At 57.6% G+C, this 17,539-nt stretch carries 12 protein-coding genes and 2 pseudogenes; 6 read left to right on the top strand and 8 right to left on the bottom strand.

All coding sequences use genetic code 11. The annotated features are described in order from the left end of the window. A pseudogene (locus BWI95_RS03735) lies at nt 1–1,523 on the bottom strand (sugar ABC transporter ATP-binding protein). Between the two features lie 125 nt (nt 1,524–1,648). Between BWI95_RS03735 and BWI95_RS03730 the strand changes: the two are divergent. Together BWI95_RS03730 and BWI95_RS03725 are read left to right on the top strand one after the other, a co-directional pair. Beyond that, on the top strand, nt 1,649–4,213 hold the full coding sequence (locus tag BWI95_RS03730) for an ATP-binding protein (RefSeq protein ID WP_054803066.1): 2,565 nt from the start codon (nt 1,649–1,651) through the stop codon (nt 4,211–4,213). Nucleotides 4,214–4,402: 189 nt separating this feature from the next. Further along, the gene (locus BWI95_RS03725; protein WP_076769027.1) at nt 4,403–5,875 is read left to right on the top strand and encodes a bifunctional metallophosphatase/5'-nucleotidase; all 1,473 of its coding nucleotides are present in this window, start codon (nt 4,403–4,405) and stop codon (nt 5,873–5,875) included. 10 nt (nt 5,876–5,885) lie between these two features. Here the strand turns inward: BWI95_RS03725 and BWI95_RS03720 are convergent, their stop codons facing one another. From BWI95_RS03720 to BWI95_RS03705, 5 genes and pseudogenes are all read right to left on the bottom strand, one after another. Next, entirely contained in the window at nt 5,886–6,221 is a 336-nt protein-coding gene (locus tag BWI95_RS03720) for a low molecular weight protein tyrosine phosphatase family protein (RefSeq protein WP_023478546.1), read from the bottom strand. Between the two features lie 197 nt (nt 6,222–6,418). Continuing rightward, a pseudogene (gene phnP / locus BWI95_RS23990) lies at nt 6,419–6,529 on the bottom strand (phosphonate metabolism protein PhnP); the annotation flags it as partial. A 40-nt stretch (nt 6,530–6,569) separates the two neighbouring features. Further along, nucleotides 6,570–7,154, bottom strand: coding sequence for a phosphonate C-P lyase system protein PhnH (gene phnH / locus BWI95_RS03715; protein ID WP_076769026.1), 585 nt, complete (start codon nt 7,152–7,154; stop codon nt 6,570–6,572). A 71-nt stretch (nt 7,155–7,225) separates the two neighbouring features. Next, nucleotides 7,226–7,951, bottom strand: coding sequence for a phosphonate metabolism transcriptional regulator PhnF (phnF, locus tag BWI95_RS03710; RefSeq protein WP_054803084.1), 726 nt, complete (start codon nt 7,949–7,951; stop codon nt 7,226–7,228). Nucleotides 7,952–8,114: 163 nt separating this feature from the next. Further along, nucleotides 8,115–8,450, bottom strand: coding sequence for a zinc ribbon domain-containing protein YjdM (locus BWI95_RS03705; protein WP_023478448.1), 336 nt, complete (start codon nt 8,448–8,450; stop codon nt 8,115–8,117). 608 nt (nt 8,451–9,058) lie between these two features. Between BWI95_RS03705 and crfC the strand changes: the two genes are divergently transcribed. Then, nucleotides 9,059–11,413 carry a clamp-binding protein CrfC gene (gene crfC / locus BWI95_RS03700; protein WP_076769025.1) on the top strand — a complete coding sequence of 785 codons (2,355 nt, stop codon included), beginning with the start codon at nt 9,059–9,061 and terminating at the stop codon, nt 11,411–11,413. Then, nucleotides 11,410–12,291, top strand: coding sequence for a diguanylate cyclase regulator RdcB family protein (locus tag BWI95_RS03695; RefSeq protein WP_054803064.1), 882 nt, complete (start codon nt 11,410–11,412; stop codon nt 12,289–12,291). Before crfC ends, BWI95_RS03695 begins: the two co-directional genes overlap by 4 nt. Here the strand turns inward: BWI95_RS03695 and kdgT are convergent. Beyond that, nucleotides 12,288–13,283, bottom strand: a complete 996-nt coding sequence (kdgT, locus tag BWI95_RS03690; RefSeq protein WP_042712731.1) for a 2-keto-3-deoxygluconate transporter — start codon at nt 13,281–13,283, stop codon at nt 12,288–12,290. The two genes, BWI95_RS03695 and kdgT, sit on opposite strands and share 4 nt — an antisense overlap. Nucleotides 13,284–13,886: 603 nt before the next feature. Here kdgT and proP point away from each other — a divergent pair. After that, nucleotides 13,887–15,389 carry a glycine betaine/L-proline transporter ProP gene (gene proP, locus BWI95_RS03685; RefSeq protein WP_076769024.1) on the top strand — a complete coding sequence of 501 codons (1,503 nt, stop codon included), beginning with the start codon at nt 13,887–13,889 and terminating at the stop codon, nt 15,387–15,389. A gap of 38 nt (nt 15,390–15,427) precedes the next feature. Here the strand turns inward: proP and BWI95_RS03680 are convergent, their stop codons facing one another. Further along, complete coding sequence (locus BWI95_RS03680) at nt 15,428–16,375, bottom strand: nickel/cobalt transporter (protein ID WP_076769023.1); 948 nt, start codon at nt 16,373–16,375, stop codon at nt 15,428–15,430. 320 nt (nt 16,376–16,695) lie between these two features. Between BWI95_RS03680 and BWI95_RS03675 the strand changes: the two genes are divergently transcribed. Further along, nucleotides 16,696–17,532: a WYL domain-containing protein gene (locus BWI95_RS03675; protein ID WP_083699316.1), complete on the top strand. Its 837-nt coding sequence runs from the start codon at nt 16,696–16,698 to the stop codon at nt 17,530–17,532. Nucleotides 17,533–17,539: the final 7 nt, after the last annotated feature.

Below are 17,539 nucleotides of genomic sequence, written 5' to 3'. Positions count from 1 at the left end.
TCAGTCATGGTGTACCGCCTGGTGATGGGTGTCGTTAACGCCGGTCGCCAGCGTCATAATCTCTTCCTGGGTGATAGCCTCGCCCTGCAACTCGCCGGCGATAGTGCCTTCGCGCATCACGTAGACGCGGTCGCTCATGCCGACCACCTCCGGCAGTTCGCTGGAGATCATCAGGATCGCCACCCCTTCGCGCGCCATCTGGTTCATGATCCGGTAGATCTCGCTCTTCGCACCGACATCAACGCCGCGCGTCGGCTCATCAAGGATCAGGATGCGTGGGCCAATCGCCACCCAGCGCGAGATAAGCAGTTTTTGCTGGTTGCCGCCGGACAAACCGCCTGCCCGTACCTGCGCGTGCGGCACGCGAATATTGAGTAATTTGATGGCGTCATCGGAGAGGGTTTGCGCCTTTTTGCGGTTCAGCATGCCCCATGACGCATCGCGCTCCAGCGTCGCCATGGTGATGTTCTCCTGCGCCGCCAGTTCAAGGAACAGCCCCTGCTCTTTGCGGTTCTCGGTCAAAAAGCCGATGCCGAGATCGATCGCCGCACGCGGGGAGTGGATCACCACCGGTTCGCCATCGATCTCAATCATGCCGCCAGTCGCTTTGCGCACGCCGAAGATCAGCTGCGCCAGTTCGGATCGCCCGGCACCAACCAGCCCGGCAAGGCCGACAATTTCACCGGCGCGCACCTGCAGGCTGACCGGCTGGATCTTGCCGCCATCGGTGAGATGGTGAACGGTGAGGCGCGGTTTGCCGGGGTGATATCGCGCGCTTTATTAAACAGATCGCTGAGTGGTCGCCCGACCATCATGCGCACCAGTTCGGCGGCATTCAGGCTGTCGCGCGTCAGGCTGCCCACATACTGGCCGTCGCGCAGCACGCTGACGCGATCCGAAAGCTCATACACTTCCGCCATGCGGTGGCTGATATAGATAATCGCCATCCCCTCATCGCGCAGGCGCATGATCAGTTCAAACAGGCGGTGAGTTTCACGGGAGGAGAGGGCGGCGGTGGGTTCATCCATCACCAGAATACGACTGTTGCGGTGCAGCGCGCGGGCGATCTCCACCTGCTGCTGCTCGGCGATGGTCAGCTTCATCACCCGGTCGGTGGCGCTGAAATTGGCACCGAGACGGTCAATCACCGCCTGCGCCTGCGCCGCCATGGTTTTGCGCTGCACCAAACCGCCGCGTGCGATTTCGCTGCCGAGAAAGATGTTCTCCGCCACCGTTAAATTCGGCGCGAGCTGCATCTCCTGGTAGATCAGGGTGATGCCTGCCCCGAGGGCATCTTTTGGCCCACGAATGGTGTGAGGCGTGCCGTCGATCAGGATCTCGCCGCTGGTGGCGGTGTAGGCCCCGGCGAGGATTTTCATCAGCGTGCTTTTGCCGGCACCGTTCTCTCCCATTAAGGCATGGATCTCGCCGGGCCAGACCGTCAGGTCCACCCCTTTGAGGGCGTAAAACTTGCCGAACACTTTGGCAATATTACGCATCTCCAGCACGGGCACATTTGGCATGACGAAGCTCCTGCGAGTGACGATTTACGCACTTCATCACACGTTGGTAAATGGAGAATGTCAGAAGCTGTTCATATTTGTCATAGTGGCGCCACGCCACTGTTGTGACCTCTTCCGGAGCCGCTATGCCGTATCGCGCCAACCCCTTTTTCACCAGCGCCCGCGGGCGACTGCTCTTTTTCAATGTGCTGGTGGTGGCGGTGACGTTAATGGTCTGCGCCGTGGCGGTGCTCGGCTTTCGCCATGCCAGCCAGTTGCAGGAGCAGGTGCAGCAGCAGACGCTGGATGATATGACCGCCAGCATGAACCTCGCGCGCGATACCGCCAGCGTCGCCACTGCTGCGGTGCGGCTTTCGCAGGTGGTTGGCGCGCAGGAATATAAAGGGGAAGCGGAGCGGCTGAAAGCAACGCAAAGCGCCTTGCAACGCTCGCTCACACAGCTGGCAAACGCGCCGCTGGCGCGGCTCGAACCGCAGCTGGTGGCGCAGATCACCCGCCGCAGCCAGGCGTTACAGCAGAGCGTCACGGAGATGCTGCAACGCGGGCAGCGCCGCCACCTTGAGCGCAACGCGCTGCTCAGCTCCCTCTACCAGAATCAGAGTTATTTACGCCATTTGCAGACCATCGCCGCGCGCGACGGGCTGAACACCCCCGATCCGCGCCTGCTCAGTGAGATGGACAGATTGCTTCTCGCTGCCATTCAGACGCCATCACCGCGCGCCACGCTGGCGCAGCTGGCAGAGATTGTCGGCCAGCTCCCAACGCGGGCGGGCGATCCGCTGCTCGATTTTATCCTGCCCGATTTTCAGGCCGAGCTTAACAAGCTGATGCCGCTCGCGGGCCAGCTGGAGGAGAGCGATCTGGCGATCACCTGGTCGATGTTTCATATCAAAGCGCTGGGCGCGCTGCTTAATAACGATATCAACCAGTATGTGGCGGAAGTGGCGCAGGCCTCTGAACAGCGCACCGCCCAGAGCCACCAGGAGATGCGCTCCATCAGCATCTTTATCAGCCTGTTCGCGCTGCTGGCGCTGGCGATCACCGCCTGCGCCGGTTGGTATATCTACCGCAATCTGGGATCGAACCTGACCGCCATTTCACGCGCCATGTCGCGGCTGGCGCGCGGGGAATCCAATGTTTCGGTGCCTGCGCTGCAACGGCGCGACGAATTAGGCGAGCTGGCGCGCGCCTTTAACGTCTTTGCCCGCAACACCGCTTCGTTGGAGCACACCTCCACGCTTTTGAAAGAGAAAAGCACGCAGTTGGAGACCACCTTTCATGCCATGCGCGACGGCTTTGCGCTGTTTGATAACCAGGGCTGCCTGGTAGTGTGGAACCCGCAATACCCGCTGCTGTTGGGCCTGGGCGAGGAGCCGCTGCGGCGCGGTCAGCACTACCACAGCCTGCTGCGCCAGGTGAGCGATCTTCCCGGCCATGTGCAGGAGAATCTGGCGCGCCCGCTGCCGTTAACCCAGGAGCTGCGGCTGGCGGATAACCGCACCATTGAGTTGCGCTTCAGCCCGGTGCCGGGGCGCGGCATGGTTAACGTGGTGCTGGATCGTACCGAGCGCAAAGGGCTGGAGGAGGCGCTGCTGCACAGCCAGAAGATGAAAGCGGTCGGCCAGCTTACCGGCGGGCTGGCGCATGATTTTAATAACCTGCTGGCGGTGATTATTGGCAGCCTGGAGCTGGCCTCAACCGACTCGCCGGACGCAGCGCGCATCTCACGCGCGCTGAAAGCCGCCGAGCGCGGGGCGCTGCTCACCCAGCGGCTGCTGGCCTTCTCACGCAAGCAGTCGCTCCACCCGCACGCGGTAGAGATGCAGGCGCTGCTGGAGAATCTCGAGGAGCTGCTGCGCCACTCGCTCCCCTCAACGTTGGCCCTTGAGATTGAAGCGCAGCACGCCGCCTGGCCAGCGTGGATCGACGTCGGGCAACTGGAGAACGCCATCATCAACCTGGTGATGAACGCCCGCGATGCGATGGAGGGGCAAACGGGCGTGATCAAAGTGCGCACCTGGAACCAGCGCGTCACCCGCACCGACGGACGCAGGCAGGATATGGTGGCGCTGGAGGTGATCGACAGCGGCTGCGGTATGTCCCAGGAGGTCAAAGCGCGGGTGTTTGAACCCTTCTTCACCACCAAACAGACCGGCAGCGGCAGCGGGCTGGGCTTATCAATGGTTTACGGCTTTGTGCGCCAGTCCGGCGGGCGCGTGGAGATCGAAAGCGCCCCAGGGCAGGGCACCACAGTGCGTTTACAACTGCCGCGCGCCACTCTTCCGGCGGTGAGCAGCGCTGAACCGACCAGCGATGCGCGCCATGTGCACAGCGATACGCTGATTCTGGTGCTGGAGGATGAAGCCGACGTGCGCCAGACCCTGTGCGAGCAGCTTCACGAGCTGGGCTACCTGACGCTGGAGGCGGAAAACGGCGATGCGGCGCTACAGATGCTTGCGGCTTCCACCGAGATTGGCGCACTGATCAGCGACTTAATGCTGCCGGGGCGTTTAAGCGGTGCGGAGGTGATCGCCGCCGCTCGCCAGCACGCGCCAAACTTGCCGATGCTGCTGATCAGCGGCCAGGATCTGCGCCCTGCCCACAACCCGGCGCTGCCGGAGGTCGAACTGTTACGCAAGCCCTTCACCCGCGCGCAGCTGGCGCAGGCGCTGCAACGCATCGCGGTGTGAGGTGACGGCGCTCACAGGGTGATAAAAAGCTGGCTTGCCGGGACGCCTGTCGCCCGCTAGATTATCCGCCGTAAGGATAGTGACTCCCTCACGGCTAAACCTGAAACCCACGCACTGGTGATTAACCTCTGCGCTGCGTTTCAGGTTTTTTTGTTTTTGTCGGTCATAAAAAAGGAAAAGGACGTAACAATGAAAAAAGGGGTTATCGCGTTTCTGCTGCTGATGAGTATCAGCGCACCGCAGGCGCAAGAGGCAAAAGTGACGCTTATTCACACCGGGGATACGCACGGGCGCGGGATGAGCGAATCGGGTATCGGCTACGGCAAAATGAGCGCCTATGTGAAAAATCTGCGCGAGCAGGACGCCAACGTGCTGTTTGTGGACGTTGGCGATGCGGTAAGCGGCATGCCGGTGACCGATCTGACGCAGGGGGAAAGCAACGTGCGCGCCATGAACACCATGGGTTACGACGCCTTTACGCCCGGCAATGCGGATTTTATTTTCGGCGGCCCGGAGCTGCTCTCGCTGCGGGATAAAGCCCGCTTCCCGTTTGTCTCTGCCAATATTTACCATCATGACAAGCTCGCCTTTCGCCCCTATGTGATGAAAAAGGTGGCGGGGCTGAATATCGCCATTATCGGCGTGTCGCCGCTCAATGCGATGGTGGCAACCACCGACAGCAAACTGGCCGGGTTTTCCGTTAGCGATCCGATTCAGGCGGTGCGCAACACGGTAGCGCAGGTGAAGAGGAAGAGCGATCTGATCATTGTGCTGGCGCATCTCGGGAAAACCGATCCGGCGGTGAATATCACGAAGCTGGTGGAAGCGGTGCCGGAGATCGATGTGCTGGTGGATGGTCACGACCATATTGCCGTGCAGTCCGGTGAGCAGATGGGCAGAACGGTGATGGTTAACGCCGGGCAGTATGGCGACTATCTCGGTCATCTCACCTTAAGCATTAAAGATAAAAAGATCGTCGCGTGGAGTGAAAAGCTGCTGGATGTGGCGAGCTTAACGGCGCTGAAAGCGGATAGCGAAACCGAATCCTGTATCGAGCAAGCGCGGGCTGCGAGCGCGGAGGTGCTTAATAACGTGGTGATGGCGCTCCCCTTTACCCTCAACGGCCAGCGTGAGCGGGTGCGCTCCGGGCAGACCAACCTCGGCAGCCTGCTGGCAGATGCCGAGCGGGAGTATGCCAACGCCGATATCGCCTTTACCGTCGGCGCATTTCTGCGCGACAGCATTCCGGCGGGGCCCGTGACCTATGGCGACGTGCTGAATGCGCTGCCGTTTCGCCTGCCGCTGGTGACGCGGGAGATGAGCGGCGAGCAGATCAAAGCGTTCATTGAGCACAACTATGCGCAGCAGAACATTATTTCCGGGGCGTATGCCCACGTCAGCGGCCTGCGTTTCAGCGTCGATTTCACCCGGCCCGCCGGGGATCGCATGACCTCGATTGAGGTCAACGGTCAGCCGCTGGCGCGGGATAAAATCTATCGCGTGGCGTGTAATGAGCAGGTGAGCGATTTTGGCATTCGCGACATCGCCATCCGCGATCGTTACGATGTGCCGATGGCGGAGTTGCTAACGGAGTATGTGAATAAGCACGCGCCGCTCATCTCACCCGCGCCGCGTGTGCAGTTTCTCCACCCGGCGGGGTAATTTTTAGCGCTTAGGCAGGGACGCGCAGCCCTAGCCGTTCGGGAACAATATCTTCCAGCATGGCGACCAGCTGCGGGTCCATAAAGGCGTAGTGATTCGGGATATTGAGCACATGCAGCGGTTTATGCTGCACCAGACGGGTATAGTCGGTCAGCAGGCGCTCTTTGTGCTCCTCTTCCATGACGCAGATAACATCTGCCCAGGAGAGAATAGCGGGCGAAACGGTTTTTTTTGCCTGGCGTTGCATACCGGCGGAGCGGGCATTGAGCCCAGGATAGCGGCGAAACAGCTGCTCAGCGGTGGGGCTGCGCCATTGGTTCCGGCTACAAATAAAAAGCACATTCATGCAAGTCGATACTCATCAAGCCGCGCTGAGCGCACTACGTCGTGTCATACGCGGGTATTAAGACCCGGTTGCGTTATTTTCTGGCAACCCTCTGGTGCGAGTCTGTCCGCTTCATCCTACAAACGACCACATACTGGCTGCTTTCCGCCCCGATCGCACCGGGCGTTGCGGGACGCAATATAGCCACAATGGTCAGTCTAATCCAGCACAATCCGCGGGCCATCATAACCTGCTTCAGGCCCCGTCGGCAGCGGGTTTTTCATCATCCCTTGATCAGGGGCATATCTGATATGCGTTAGGATAAGTCGCGTAGCGTCTCACACCAGGTTTAAGGCCATTCTTACCCCATCAACACACTTCCACCAGGATGGTTCTTGGGATTGCCAACATGCGTTCGCCGCAGGTGAGGATCACATCGATTCCGCTCGGAAACGAGTGCGGGCGGTCGGTTAACTCATCGGTGATGCACTCCGGCAGCAGCGGGGCGATCATTCGCTCCTCCTGAATGCCGGGGCCGGTGAGACGCAGCATCCGCCCGCCGCTGAGCGCGGGCAGTTGTAAAATCAGCGTCGCGCTGCTCTCTGCGTTTAACGGTTGGCCCACGGGCAGGGCGCTGAGCTGTTGATGGTTAAGGGTGCTGTCGGCAATGGCAAAGAGCGCCTGATGCGGCGTATCCAGCAGTGGCGCCTGGGTGTGAAAGCGCAGGTTCTGGCGCAGCAGATCGTTATCCAGCGCGTTTGCGATCCACAGCGGCGTGTCGCTGTTTGCCAGTGTCAACAGAACGCTGGTGGTGGCCGCGTTGAGCGGCGGCCAGCTATGTTTCAGCTGCGGCAGGGCGACAATTACCCCCGGCTCGCTCATTGCTTTTAACAGGCGACGAAAGGCGTGCTGAGCGTCGTGAACCGCTGACGCGAAGGCGGGTTGTAGTGTCATGCATTCTCTCCGCGCACCGGAACAGAGGCCTCGACCCGGCCGGTGTGGCGCGTAGGGGTATCAACCTGCATTCAGTGCTCCATAGTAAATTCGATCATGTCGGCGCGATTCAGGCTGACGGAGTACTCCGTTGCGTTGATCTCACCGTCACGGTGGTTAAGGGTGCGCACGCAGAGCAGCGGCGCCATAGTGGGGATCTCCAGCCAGCGGCTCTCTTTCACCTGTGCACGGCGGGCGCTGATGCGCGTTTGCGTGCGCTTCAGCTCAAGACCGGCGCGCTCGCGCAGAAAGTCATGCAGCGACCCGCTGTCAAACGCTTGCAGCAGCGGCCAGAGCTGGCGGTCGGCAAAGTAGTGATCGATAAGACAAAGCGCGACACCGTTCACCCGGCGGCGGGTGCGCAGATGAATGACGTTATCGCCTTCGGTAATGCCGAGCGCATCGGCGACATGGCCGGATGCCGGGCGCAATACCGCCAGCAGGCGTTCGCTGGTGGGATGGCTCCCCTGATCGAGCAGGTTCTGGCTAAAACGCGCCTGCGCATTGAGCGGGTAGTCGAACGGACGCATCAACACCAACACGCCAACGCCCTGGCGGCGCTGCACCCAGCCCTTTTCGACCAGCTGATCGATGGCGCGGCGCAGAGTGTGGCGGTTGACCTGAAAGCGCGCGGCCAGCTGCTGTTCGGCGGGCAGCCAGTCACCACAGTGATAGTGGGTACGCAGCTCCTGCTCCAGTTTGGCGGCGATCTCCTGGTAACGTGTTGGGAAGCTGGTCGGATGTCTGGATAAGTGGATAGTCATCATTCCCCCGCAGACTCAGTTAATGTGCCTCCAGAGTGCCGGGGGAATGTTGCAATTGGGTTATGTATTGATTGCGCCAGGATGAAAAAAGAAAAAGGAGCCGCGATCGGCTCCCTGTTTCGGTGGTGTACCGGCGGTAAACTCCGCCGGCGAATCATCAATTCTTTTTAACGAATTCTGATTTCAGTTTCATTGGCCCGAAGCCATCGATTTTACAATCGATATTATGGTCGCCTTCCACCAGGCGAATATTCTTCACTTTGGTGCCGATCTTCAACATTGAAGAACTGCCTTTTACTTTCAAGTCTTTAATTACGGTCACGCTATCGCCGTCGGCTAACAGATTACCATTTGCGTCTTTGACGATTAATTCATCGCTCACCGACGCGGGTTCGGCATCGTTCCACTCGTGGGCGCATTCCGGGCAAACGAACATGCCATTATCTTCATAGGTGTATTCGGAATTACATTTTGGGCAGTGGGGAAGTTGCATAGGGGTTACCTCAAACAAGAGCAGAGAGAGCCGGATGTTTACCGGCACAAAAGGCGCAGTGCCTGAAAGCGCGCGATTATACAGCAAAACCGTACAATTGCCGTTGTTATTATTTCTTTAATCCCGGAGATAAAAAAACAACCCCCGCGACACCACCTGTCATTCGCTTAAGCGATGCTTATCTCATCACATCATTGAGAATGTACTTATGTGTGATAATTAGAATATTTGCCGGTTGAAATTGCCAGCATTTACTAATTCAGATATGGTGACAGTTAGCAACCGGTGTTATTTGTAACCAGGCTGTCACACCTGTTAAATGCGCCATTCCCGGCGAATAATTACCTCTCAGATCGGGTGGGTAAATCTATGATGATATATCCTGGCTATTCATAAAAATGCGCTAAGCTCTAACCCTTTGGTTTTTAAAGACCAGAGTACTATTGCTGTCCCTTTTTACGGGAAAGTTTTTATTTTCCCGAATGCCATCAGGTGTTTATCTTTTCGAAGATATTTTCTACACGTAATTATAAAAGCCGAAACTTCACTAATAAAACTCAACGGCTAAATAAAACAAAGAAAATTTGCGTTAAGGAAAGACTTTTGACATGCACACACAAACAATATTTGAATTAAGTCAGGAAGCAGAACGGCTGTTACAACTCTCTTTGCACAACCTGCTGGCTCTAAAAAAAATGCCGGCAGCGGAGCTTGATGAGACAAATATCAGCGGCGCGGCGCAAAATAAAAATGTGTTGCCCCTGCACTTCAGCGCCCGCGGCGTTGAAGCGCAAGAGGCGACCTTACAGAACGAACTGCGCAAAATTACCCGGCTGGAGATGGTGCTGGCGATTGTCGGCACGATGAAAGCGGGTAAATCAACCACCATCAACGCGATTGTCGGCACGGAAGTGTTGCCGAACCGCAACCGTCCGATGACGGCCTTGCCGACGCTGATCCGCCATACGCCCGGCCAGAAAGAGCCCGTGCTCCACTTCTCTCACGTCGGCCCGATTGATGCGCTTGCGCAGCAGTTGCAGACGCGGCTGTTCAATTACGATCGCGACAAGCTGGCGCAGAAGATCGAGATCGATCGCGATATGGACTCGCTGCTGGCGCGCATTGCGCAGGGCGATGCCTTTGATAAGCACTATCTCGGCGCGCAGCCGATCTTCCACTGCCTGAAAAGCCTCAACGATCTTGTACGCCTGTCGAAAGCGCTGGGCGTCGATTTTCCCTTCTCGGCCTACGCGGCGATTGAACATATTCCGGTTATCGAAGTGGAGTTTGTCCATCTGGCGGGGCTGGAGAGCAACCTTGGTCAACTGACCCTGCTCGACACGCCGGGGCCGAACGAAGCCGGGCAGCCCCATTTACAGAAGATGCTCAGCGAGCAGCTGGCGCGCGCCTCGGCGGTGCTGGCGGTGATGGATTATACCCAGCTGAAATCGATCTCCGATGAAGAGGTGCGCCAGGCGATCTCGGCCGTTGGCCGCTCGGTTCCGCTCTACGCGCTGGTGAATAAGTTCGATCAAAAAGATCGCAACAGCGACGATGAGCACCAGGTTCGTGCGCTTATCTCCGGCACCTTAATGAAAGGCAATATCACACCGACGCAGATCTACCCGGTCTCCTCAATGTGGGGCTATCTGGCGAACCGCGCCCGTCACGAGTTGCAGAAAAAGGGGCGCTTGCCCGATCCAAACGATCAGCCCTGGGTGCAGGACTTTGCCGAAGCGGCGCTTGGTCGGCGCTGGCGCATGGCGGATCTGGATGATACTGAACATATTCGTCACGCCGCCGATCTGCTGTGGCAGGATTCGCTGTTTGAGCTGCCGATCCGCAACTTGCTGCACGCGGCCCATGCCAACGCTTCCCTTTATGCGCTGCGATCCGCCTCGCATAAACTCCTCAACTATACCCAGAGCGCGCGGGAGTATCTCGATTTCCGCTATCAGGGGTTGACCGTCGCCTATGAGCAGCTGGAGCAGAATATCGCCCGGCTGGAAGAGGACATGACCCTGCTGCGCACCAGCCAGGCGCGGGTTCGTGATGAGGTCGATCATGAAGTGGAAGAGGCACTCGCGGCGGCAGAGATCTTTATCAACGGCCAGCAGTTTGAAATTGTCGAAGCGATCGACGCCTGGTTCCATGATGGTCAGCTAATGGCGATGGCCAGCGAGAGCCAGGCCGATTTACGCCTTGATGAGCGCTTAAGCCCCGGCCAACTGGTGCTGGAAGATGAAGGCCAGGCGCAGATCGCCCTGAGCAAAATGCGCTCCGCCTGCGAGACGATCCTGCTGGCGGCGCAGGAGCGCATCAGCCGTGAACTGGCGCTGCGCTTTGATGAGCTGGAGAACACGCTGACGCGCTCGCTGAACGACGCCATGCGCCCAATCGAAACGCGCATCAAAGCGGAGCTGAGCCATGCCGGTTTTCGTGCCCGCATCTCTTTTCCCGCGTTTCAGCCGAGCACGCTCAACTTCAATGCCCGCACGCTGTTTAACAATGTCATCGCGCCGGAAGAGACCAGCGCCGCGCAGGCCAGCCGCATTGGCGGTGTGCGCGAAACGGTCTCGCGCTGGCTCAATAACCCCAACTGGGGCTGGGACGACTATGTGGCGACGCGTACCCGGTATGTGATTGACCTCGGCACGTTGCATAAGAAGCTGACCGCCCATGTGGCGCACTTCTGCGAGCAGATCCGCAAAGCGCTAAGCGCGCAGGTTGATGTCTCCGTCACCGCAGGCATGGCGACCTTTTTTGCTGAGTTCTCCCAGAGTCTCTCCGGGTTGCAGGAGAGCCTGCGCGGGAGCATGGCGATCCGCCAGCAGAATGAATCCTCGGTCAGCGCGCTGCGTCGCCATTTGCTGCACTGCATCAGGACGGCGCACTGGATCCATGAGGATGCGCGGCTGTTACGTGACGATATCCAGACGCTCTTCGCGGCGGAGCAACCATGAAAAATCGACTGCTCGACGGCCCTGGCCGGGTGCTGGAATCTATCCATCCGAAATTTATTGTCGATCTGGTACAGGGCATCGATGCGTCGCGTCAGACGACGATCGCGCCACAGCAGCAGCTTTTTCGTGAGCGGCTGGCGCAGGAGATCATGACCCAGACGCAGCTGCGCCCGTGGGCGATCTCCGGCAAGCTTGAGGAGAACGACGCTCTGCGGCTCGGGCTGGCAGAGAAGCTGGCGAGCATGCTCGATCCCGGTTATCTGGCGCTGACGCGCATTACGCAGCGGCTGAAGGCGATGCAGCACGCCGAGCGGCGTCCCGGCAGCGTCACGCCCGGCGCGCAGCAGCAGTACGACGTGTTGCTGGGGCACTTTAGCCAGCGCGCGGCATTTAAGGAGAAAGCGCTGACGCAGCGCGGGCTGGCGGTGCAGGCCGGTCATCACAGTGAACAAGTTTTTACCCACTGGCGCGCGGGAAGCTACAACGGCTGGTCGATGGCCGGACGCTGCTACGTCGCGCTGGAGGAGCTGCGCTGGGGGGCGTTTGGCGATGCCTGCCGGCTGGCGAATGAGGATGTAGCGACGATGCTGAAAGATAACCTGCGGGTGATGGCGGCAGAGTTTCTGGCGCAGGGCATTGATGCGTCGCAGGGGACGCGCCACTTCTATCATCAATGGCTGGCTGCGCCATCCACGCCAGGGGTGATGGAGTATAAAGATCTGCTGGGCTGGCTTGGGGACTGGTGTGATGCAGAGCGCCACCCGATTTGCTGGTCGGTGACGCAGAGCTGGCAACCCGTCGCGTTGGGGATGCCGAGGCTCTGCTCGGCAGCCCGTCTGGCGACGGCGATGGTTGATGAGGTTTTCGACGACCTTTAGTGGCTCGTCGACTCGGTTCGCGCCGCCATCTCTTCCGGCGTCGGCACCTTGCCGAAGCGTCGTGCGTAGAGCGCGGTAATAATCGGCACCAGGATGGCGGTCACAATTACGCTCGCGGCGACCAGCGCGGTTGCTGATGCGGCAACCGGTTCAAAGGCCGGGTTAATCTGGGCGATGATCACCGGGTTAGCCACCGCCGCACCCGCTGCGGAAGAGGCCGCCACGCCCGCGGTACCATTCCCGCCGCCAATCAGTCGGTCCGCCATAATCAGCGGAATACCGGTGATGATAATCACCGCCACGCCGAGGAAAATCCCCAGCAGACCGGTCTCCATAATCACTTTCAGGTTGATGGTGTTACCCAGCGCGAAGCCGAAGAAGGGGATCAGCACCGGTGTCGCTTTGCTGAAGAAGGCGCGCAGATCGTGGTCGAGGTTACCGAGGGCAAAGCCGATCAGGAACGGCAGCACCGCGCCGACAAAGTGGTGTGGTTCAAACGAGGCGAGGCCAGCGGAGCCGAGGATCACCATGGTCATCAGCGGGCCGGACTCCAGCGACATCAACACAAATGCCCCTGACTCCTCTTTACTGCCGTACTGATTCATCAGGCTGGCATAGAGCCCGCCGTTGGTCATATCCATCGCTGAGACAATTGCCAGCACCGACAGCCCGGCGAAAAAGCCGGTCTGAATGCCGGTATCGGGAATAAAGGAAGCGGCAATCATCGCCACCAGCCAGGCGACGGCAATTTTTGTCAGCACCAGCGTGCCCGATTTACGCAGCACCGTGCCGGTCGCGCGAAGATCAATCGAGGCGCCAATACAGAAAAACCACACCGCCAGGATAGGCACCGTTCCGCTAATCATGCCTTTAGTGAAGGAGCCAAAATAGGCGCCGGTATCGGGCGCCAGGGTATTAAGAATGGCGCCTAACAGGAGCGGAACTAACATCATCCCGCCAGGAATACGTTCAATGGTGGCCTTAATTTTCATACACGATCCTCACGACTCGTCATTCAGATGAACGAGAAAGCTAAAAAATGAATCATTCGATGTTTCAGAGATTTAAAGCATTCAGAAGCCAGCGCATTGACGATGGGCGGCGGCAGAGCGGCCTGAACAGACTCATCAATACCGATGAGTTAGCCCTTAACGCTGCTATTAGTGGGGCTATCATGAGGTGATTGGAATATCTATTCAATAAGAATGAAACCGTGTTTTAGTTACGGCGATCACATAATTCGCGTAAACATTTATCGATGTTTCTTTATTTATTTTCGATGTAAATGGCTTGTAAAAAGGTGGGTCGAAAGCCGATCGCGCTTTTTTGAAATGAGGCAAAAAGTGAGGTAAAAACGGTGGTTGATGATTACCGGTTACAACTATGTGAATTTGATCACATTTATAAACCCTGATAGGGTAATTCGCTCAATCACTGCCCAACAGGCGTCAACAGGTTCGGTTGTACAGGCTTTGAACAGTTAGTGTAAGTAAACCTGCTACGCTTGAAAGAATGGCCGTAAGGCCGATAAAAAACGCCTGCCACGGATGGGTAAACGGGCGATACAGGGCGAGAGTCTTAAGAGGAAAACAGAGATGTTAAAAAGGAAAAAAATCAAACCGATAACGCTACGCGACGTCACGATTATTGACGACGCGAAACTGCGTAAAGCCATCACCGCCGCGTCGTTAGGTAACGCGATGGAGTGGTTCGATTTCGGTGTTTATGGCTTTGTGGCCTACGCACTTGGCAAAGTGTTCTTCCCCGATGCAGATCCCAGCGTGCAGATGATAGCCGCGCTCGGGACCTTCTCCGTTCCATTCCTGATTCGTCCACTTGGCGGCCTCTTCTTCGGCATGCTGGGGGATAAATATGGACGGCAAAAAATCCTCGCGATCACGATAGTGATCATGTCCGTCAGTACCTTTGCTATCGGGCTTATACCTTCGTATGAGTCGATCGGTATCTGGGCACCGATTCTGCTGCTGTTATGTAAGATGGCGCAGGGCTTCTCGGTCGGCGGCGAGTACACCGGCGCGTCGATCTTCGTGGCCGAATACTCCCCGGACCGTAAACGTGGCTTTATGGGCAGCTGGCTGGACTTCGGCTCTATCGCCGGGTTTGTCCTCGGCGCGGGCGTGGTGGTGTTGCTGTCGACGATTGTTGGCGAGCAGAACTTCCTCGACTGGGGCTGGCGTATTCCGTTCTTCCTGGCACTGCCGCTGGGCCTGATTGGCCTCTACCTGCGTCATGCGCTGGAAGAGACCCCGGCGTTCCAGCAGCATGTCGATAAGCTCGAGCAGGGCGACCGCGAAGGGCTGCAGGAAGGGCCGCGCGTCTCCTTTAAAGAGATTGCCAGCAAACACTGGCGCAGCCTGTTGACCTGTATTGGTCTGGTGATCTCCACCAACGTCACCTACTACATGCTGCTGACCTATATGCCGAGCTACCTGTCGCATAACCTGCACTACTCGGAAGATCATGGGGTGCTGATTATCATCGCCATTATGATCGGTATGCTGTTTGTGCAGCCGGTGATGGGTCTGTTGAGTGACCGCTTCGGCCGCCGTCCGTTTGTGCTGATTGGTAGTATCGCGCTGCTGGCGCTGGCCATTCCGGCCTTCAGCATGATCAACAGCGGCGTGATGGGGATGATTTTCGCTGGCCTGCTGCTGCTGGCGGTGATCCTTAACTGCTTCACCGGCGTAATGGCTTCCACATTGCCAGCGATGTTCCCGACGCATATCCGTTACAGCGCGCTCGCCAGCGCCTTTAACATCTCCATTCTGGTTGCCGGTCTGACGCCAACGCTGACCGCCTGGCTGGTGGAGACCTCAAATAATCTGATGATGCCAGCGTACTACCTGATGGTGATCGCGGTGGTTGGCCTGATTACCGGCCTGACGATGAAAGAGACGGCGAACCTGCCGCTGAAAGGGGCAACCCCGGCAGCGTCGGATATGCAGGAAGCGCGTGAAATTCTGCAAGAACATCACGACAACATCGAACAGAAAATCGAAGATCTGGATGAAGAGATTGCCCAGCTGCAGGAGAAACGCTCCCGCCTGGTGCAGCAGCATCCGAAGATTGACGAGTAACTAAATAAAACCCGGACGGCTTAGCCCTACGGGTTTTTTTAACACCCTGCCGCAATATAATCCCCGTTGGCACTCACCGGGATCACCGTTAAAAACAGCACCAGCGCAAAGAGCATCAGCGCCACGCCACCCGCGATTTTAAGCCCCGGAACCAGCCAGCGTAAGCGACCTGACTCACTGCCAAACAAGGCTGCCGTGCGGTTACGCGCATAACGCACCGCCAGCGACAGCCCCATGATCGAGAGCGCTGTGCCGAAGGCCATGGTCATCACCGCCGCCATTCCCCACGTGACAATGCCGAGCGCATTCGAGAAGAGCAAAATCATAATGGCTCCGCTGCAGGGCCGCGCGCCAATCGCCAGAATCACTCCCAGCCGGGTTTTCCAGTCGCCCTGCGTCGACACGCCAACGCCGTGATGAGCGCAGCCGCACTGTGCGTCGTGAACATGCGTCAGGGAGCGGATGCGCAGCGCGCGCGGTCGCAGGCTCTTCACCGCGCGCCAGATGATATAGGCCCCGAAGCCGCCAATCAGCACCGCGCTGACCTTCTCGACATACCAGCGGCTTTCGCTGAGATCGCCCGAAGCGAGGTTAAACCCGACCGCAAGAATAAAGACAAACAGGATTGCACTGACGCCCTGCATTAGGCTGCCGAGTAGCGGAACCATGCGCGCAGCGGTCTCGCTCTCCTTATTGGTGCTGAGATAGGTGGCGACAATAAATTTGCCGTGCCCCGGCCCGATAGCGTGTAGTACGCCGTAGAAGAACGCCCCGGTCAGCAGCCACAGCCCGCCGCTGTACTGATGATTATTGAGTTGCAGCAGATACATCACCAGATAGCGGTGCAGGGTGATTTGCGCCGCCAGGCACCACTGCAAAAAGACGCCCCAGTGCGTGTGCAGGGCGAAAGCGGCGACCAGCCCTGCCGCCAGCAGCGTAAGCGCCGCCGGCAGGCGCCAGTCGCGGGTGAGAAGTTGCGTCGTCATAGGCGTTCAGCGATTAAGAAGGGATAGCCCGCAGTATAGGTGTCGTTAGGTGCGGGCTCCAGTCTGGGATCAGGGATTGAGCGGGTAGAGAGTCAGATATGCCACTTTCCTCATCTATTATTTCGTTGCTGGTTTTAAAGAGGTCGTATCTATCAACGAAATAAACAGTGAGTACCTTTAAGATTGTTATGTAGTAAATAGCACTGTGCTGGCATAAACAGGTCGAGGGGCAATTCCACCTTCATCCATAATTTTTACCAGTTTGAAAAATGTACAGCGTGGTTATCCCGCGTGTCGTGTTCATATTCTATGGAGAGTGTATGAGTAGCGTCAAACTACCCTATAAGAGGCTGGCTTTTCTGGAAATGCTGGCTTTCTGGAAGGGAGAGGTTCGCAATAAAGATCTCGAAAATCAATTCGGCATTACCCGTCAGCAGGCTTATAAAGATTTCATCCAGTATCAAGAATTACATCCTCACCATTTACTGAAGCTAGATAAGGCCTGCTATGTCTTTGCCGAAAAGAAACTACCGCACTATTTTTCGGGCGGGTTAGATGATTTTCTCTCCTGGCTTGAGAGTGGACACTTTGTATTACCGCACACACTGCCGAATGCATGTGCAACCCGCCTCAACGTGCCCGAGAGGAGAGTCTCTCGGCAGGTAGTCGCAATGCTGGTTAAGGCGATTCAGCAAAAATTGCGCGTAGAAGTGAATTACATCTCTCTTTCTCATCCCGAAAACGAAGGGCGCATTATTAGCCCACACACCATTGTTAAAGCCGGGAGCCGCTTTCATGTGCGTGGCTATTGTGAGAAATCGCAAGGCTTCAGGGATTTTGTCCTGAGTCGTTTCAGGGAAGAAGCTGAAATAGAAGGCCCCTCTCCCTATTCGATTGATCAGGATGAAGCCTGGCAAACCTCTGTCACGCTAGTTCTGGCCGCCGATCCCCGGTTAAGTCCCGCCCAGCAACATGTCCTTGCCCATGATTACCAGATGGAAAATAACCAACTGTGCATCGCAACACGTGCGGCACTTGCCGACTATTTATTGCGGGAAATGCAGGTCAACACGAAATATCTCGATGGCAAGCCGGAAGCACAGCAACTGGTACTGGTAAACAGAGATGACATCAAAGCGTGGCTTTTCAAAAGCTGACAGGTGC

Source organism: Kosakonia cowanii JCM 10956 = DSM 18146 (genome assembly GCF_001975225.1).
Classification (GTDB): domain Bacteria; phylum Pseudomonadota; class Gammaproteobacteria; order Enterobacterales; family Enterobacteriaceae; genus Kosakonia; species Kosakonia cowanii.
The sequence above is the reverse complement of the archived record's forward strand: the minus strand, read 5'-3'. Positions and strand labels throughout refer to the sequence as shown.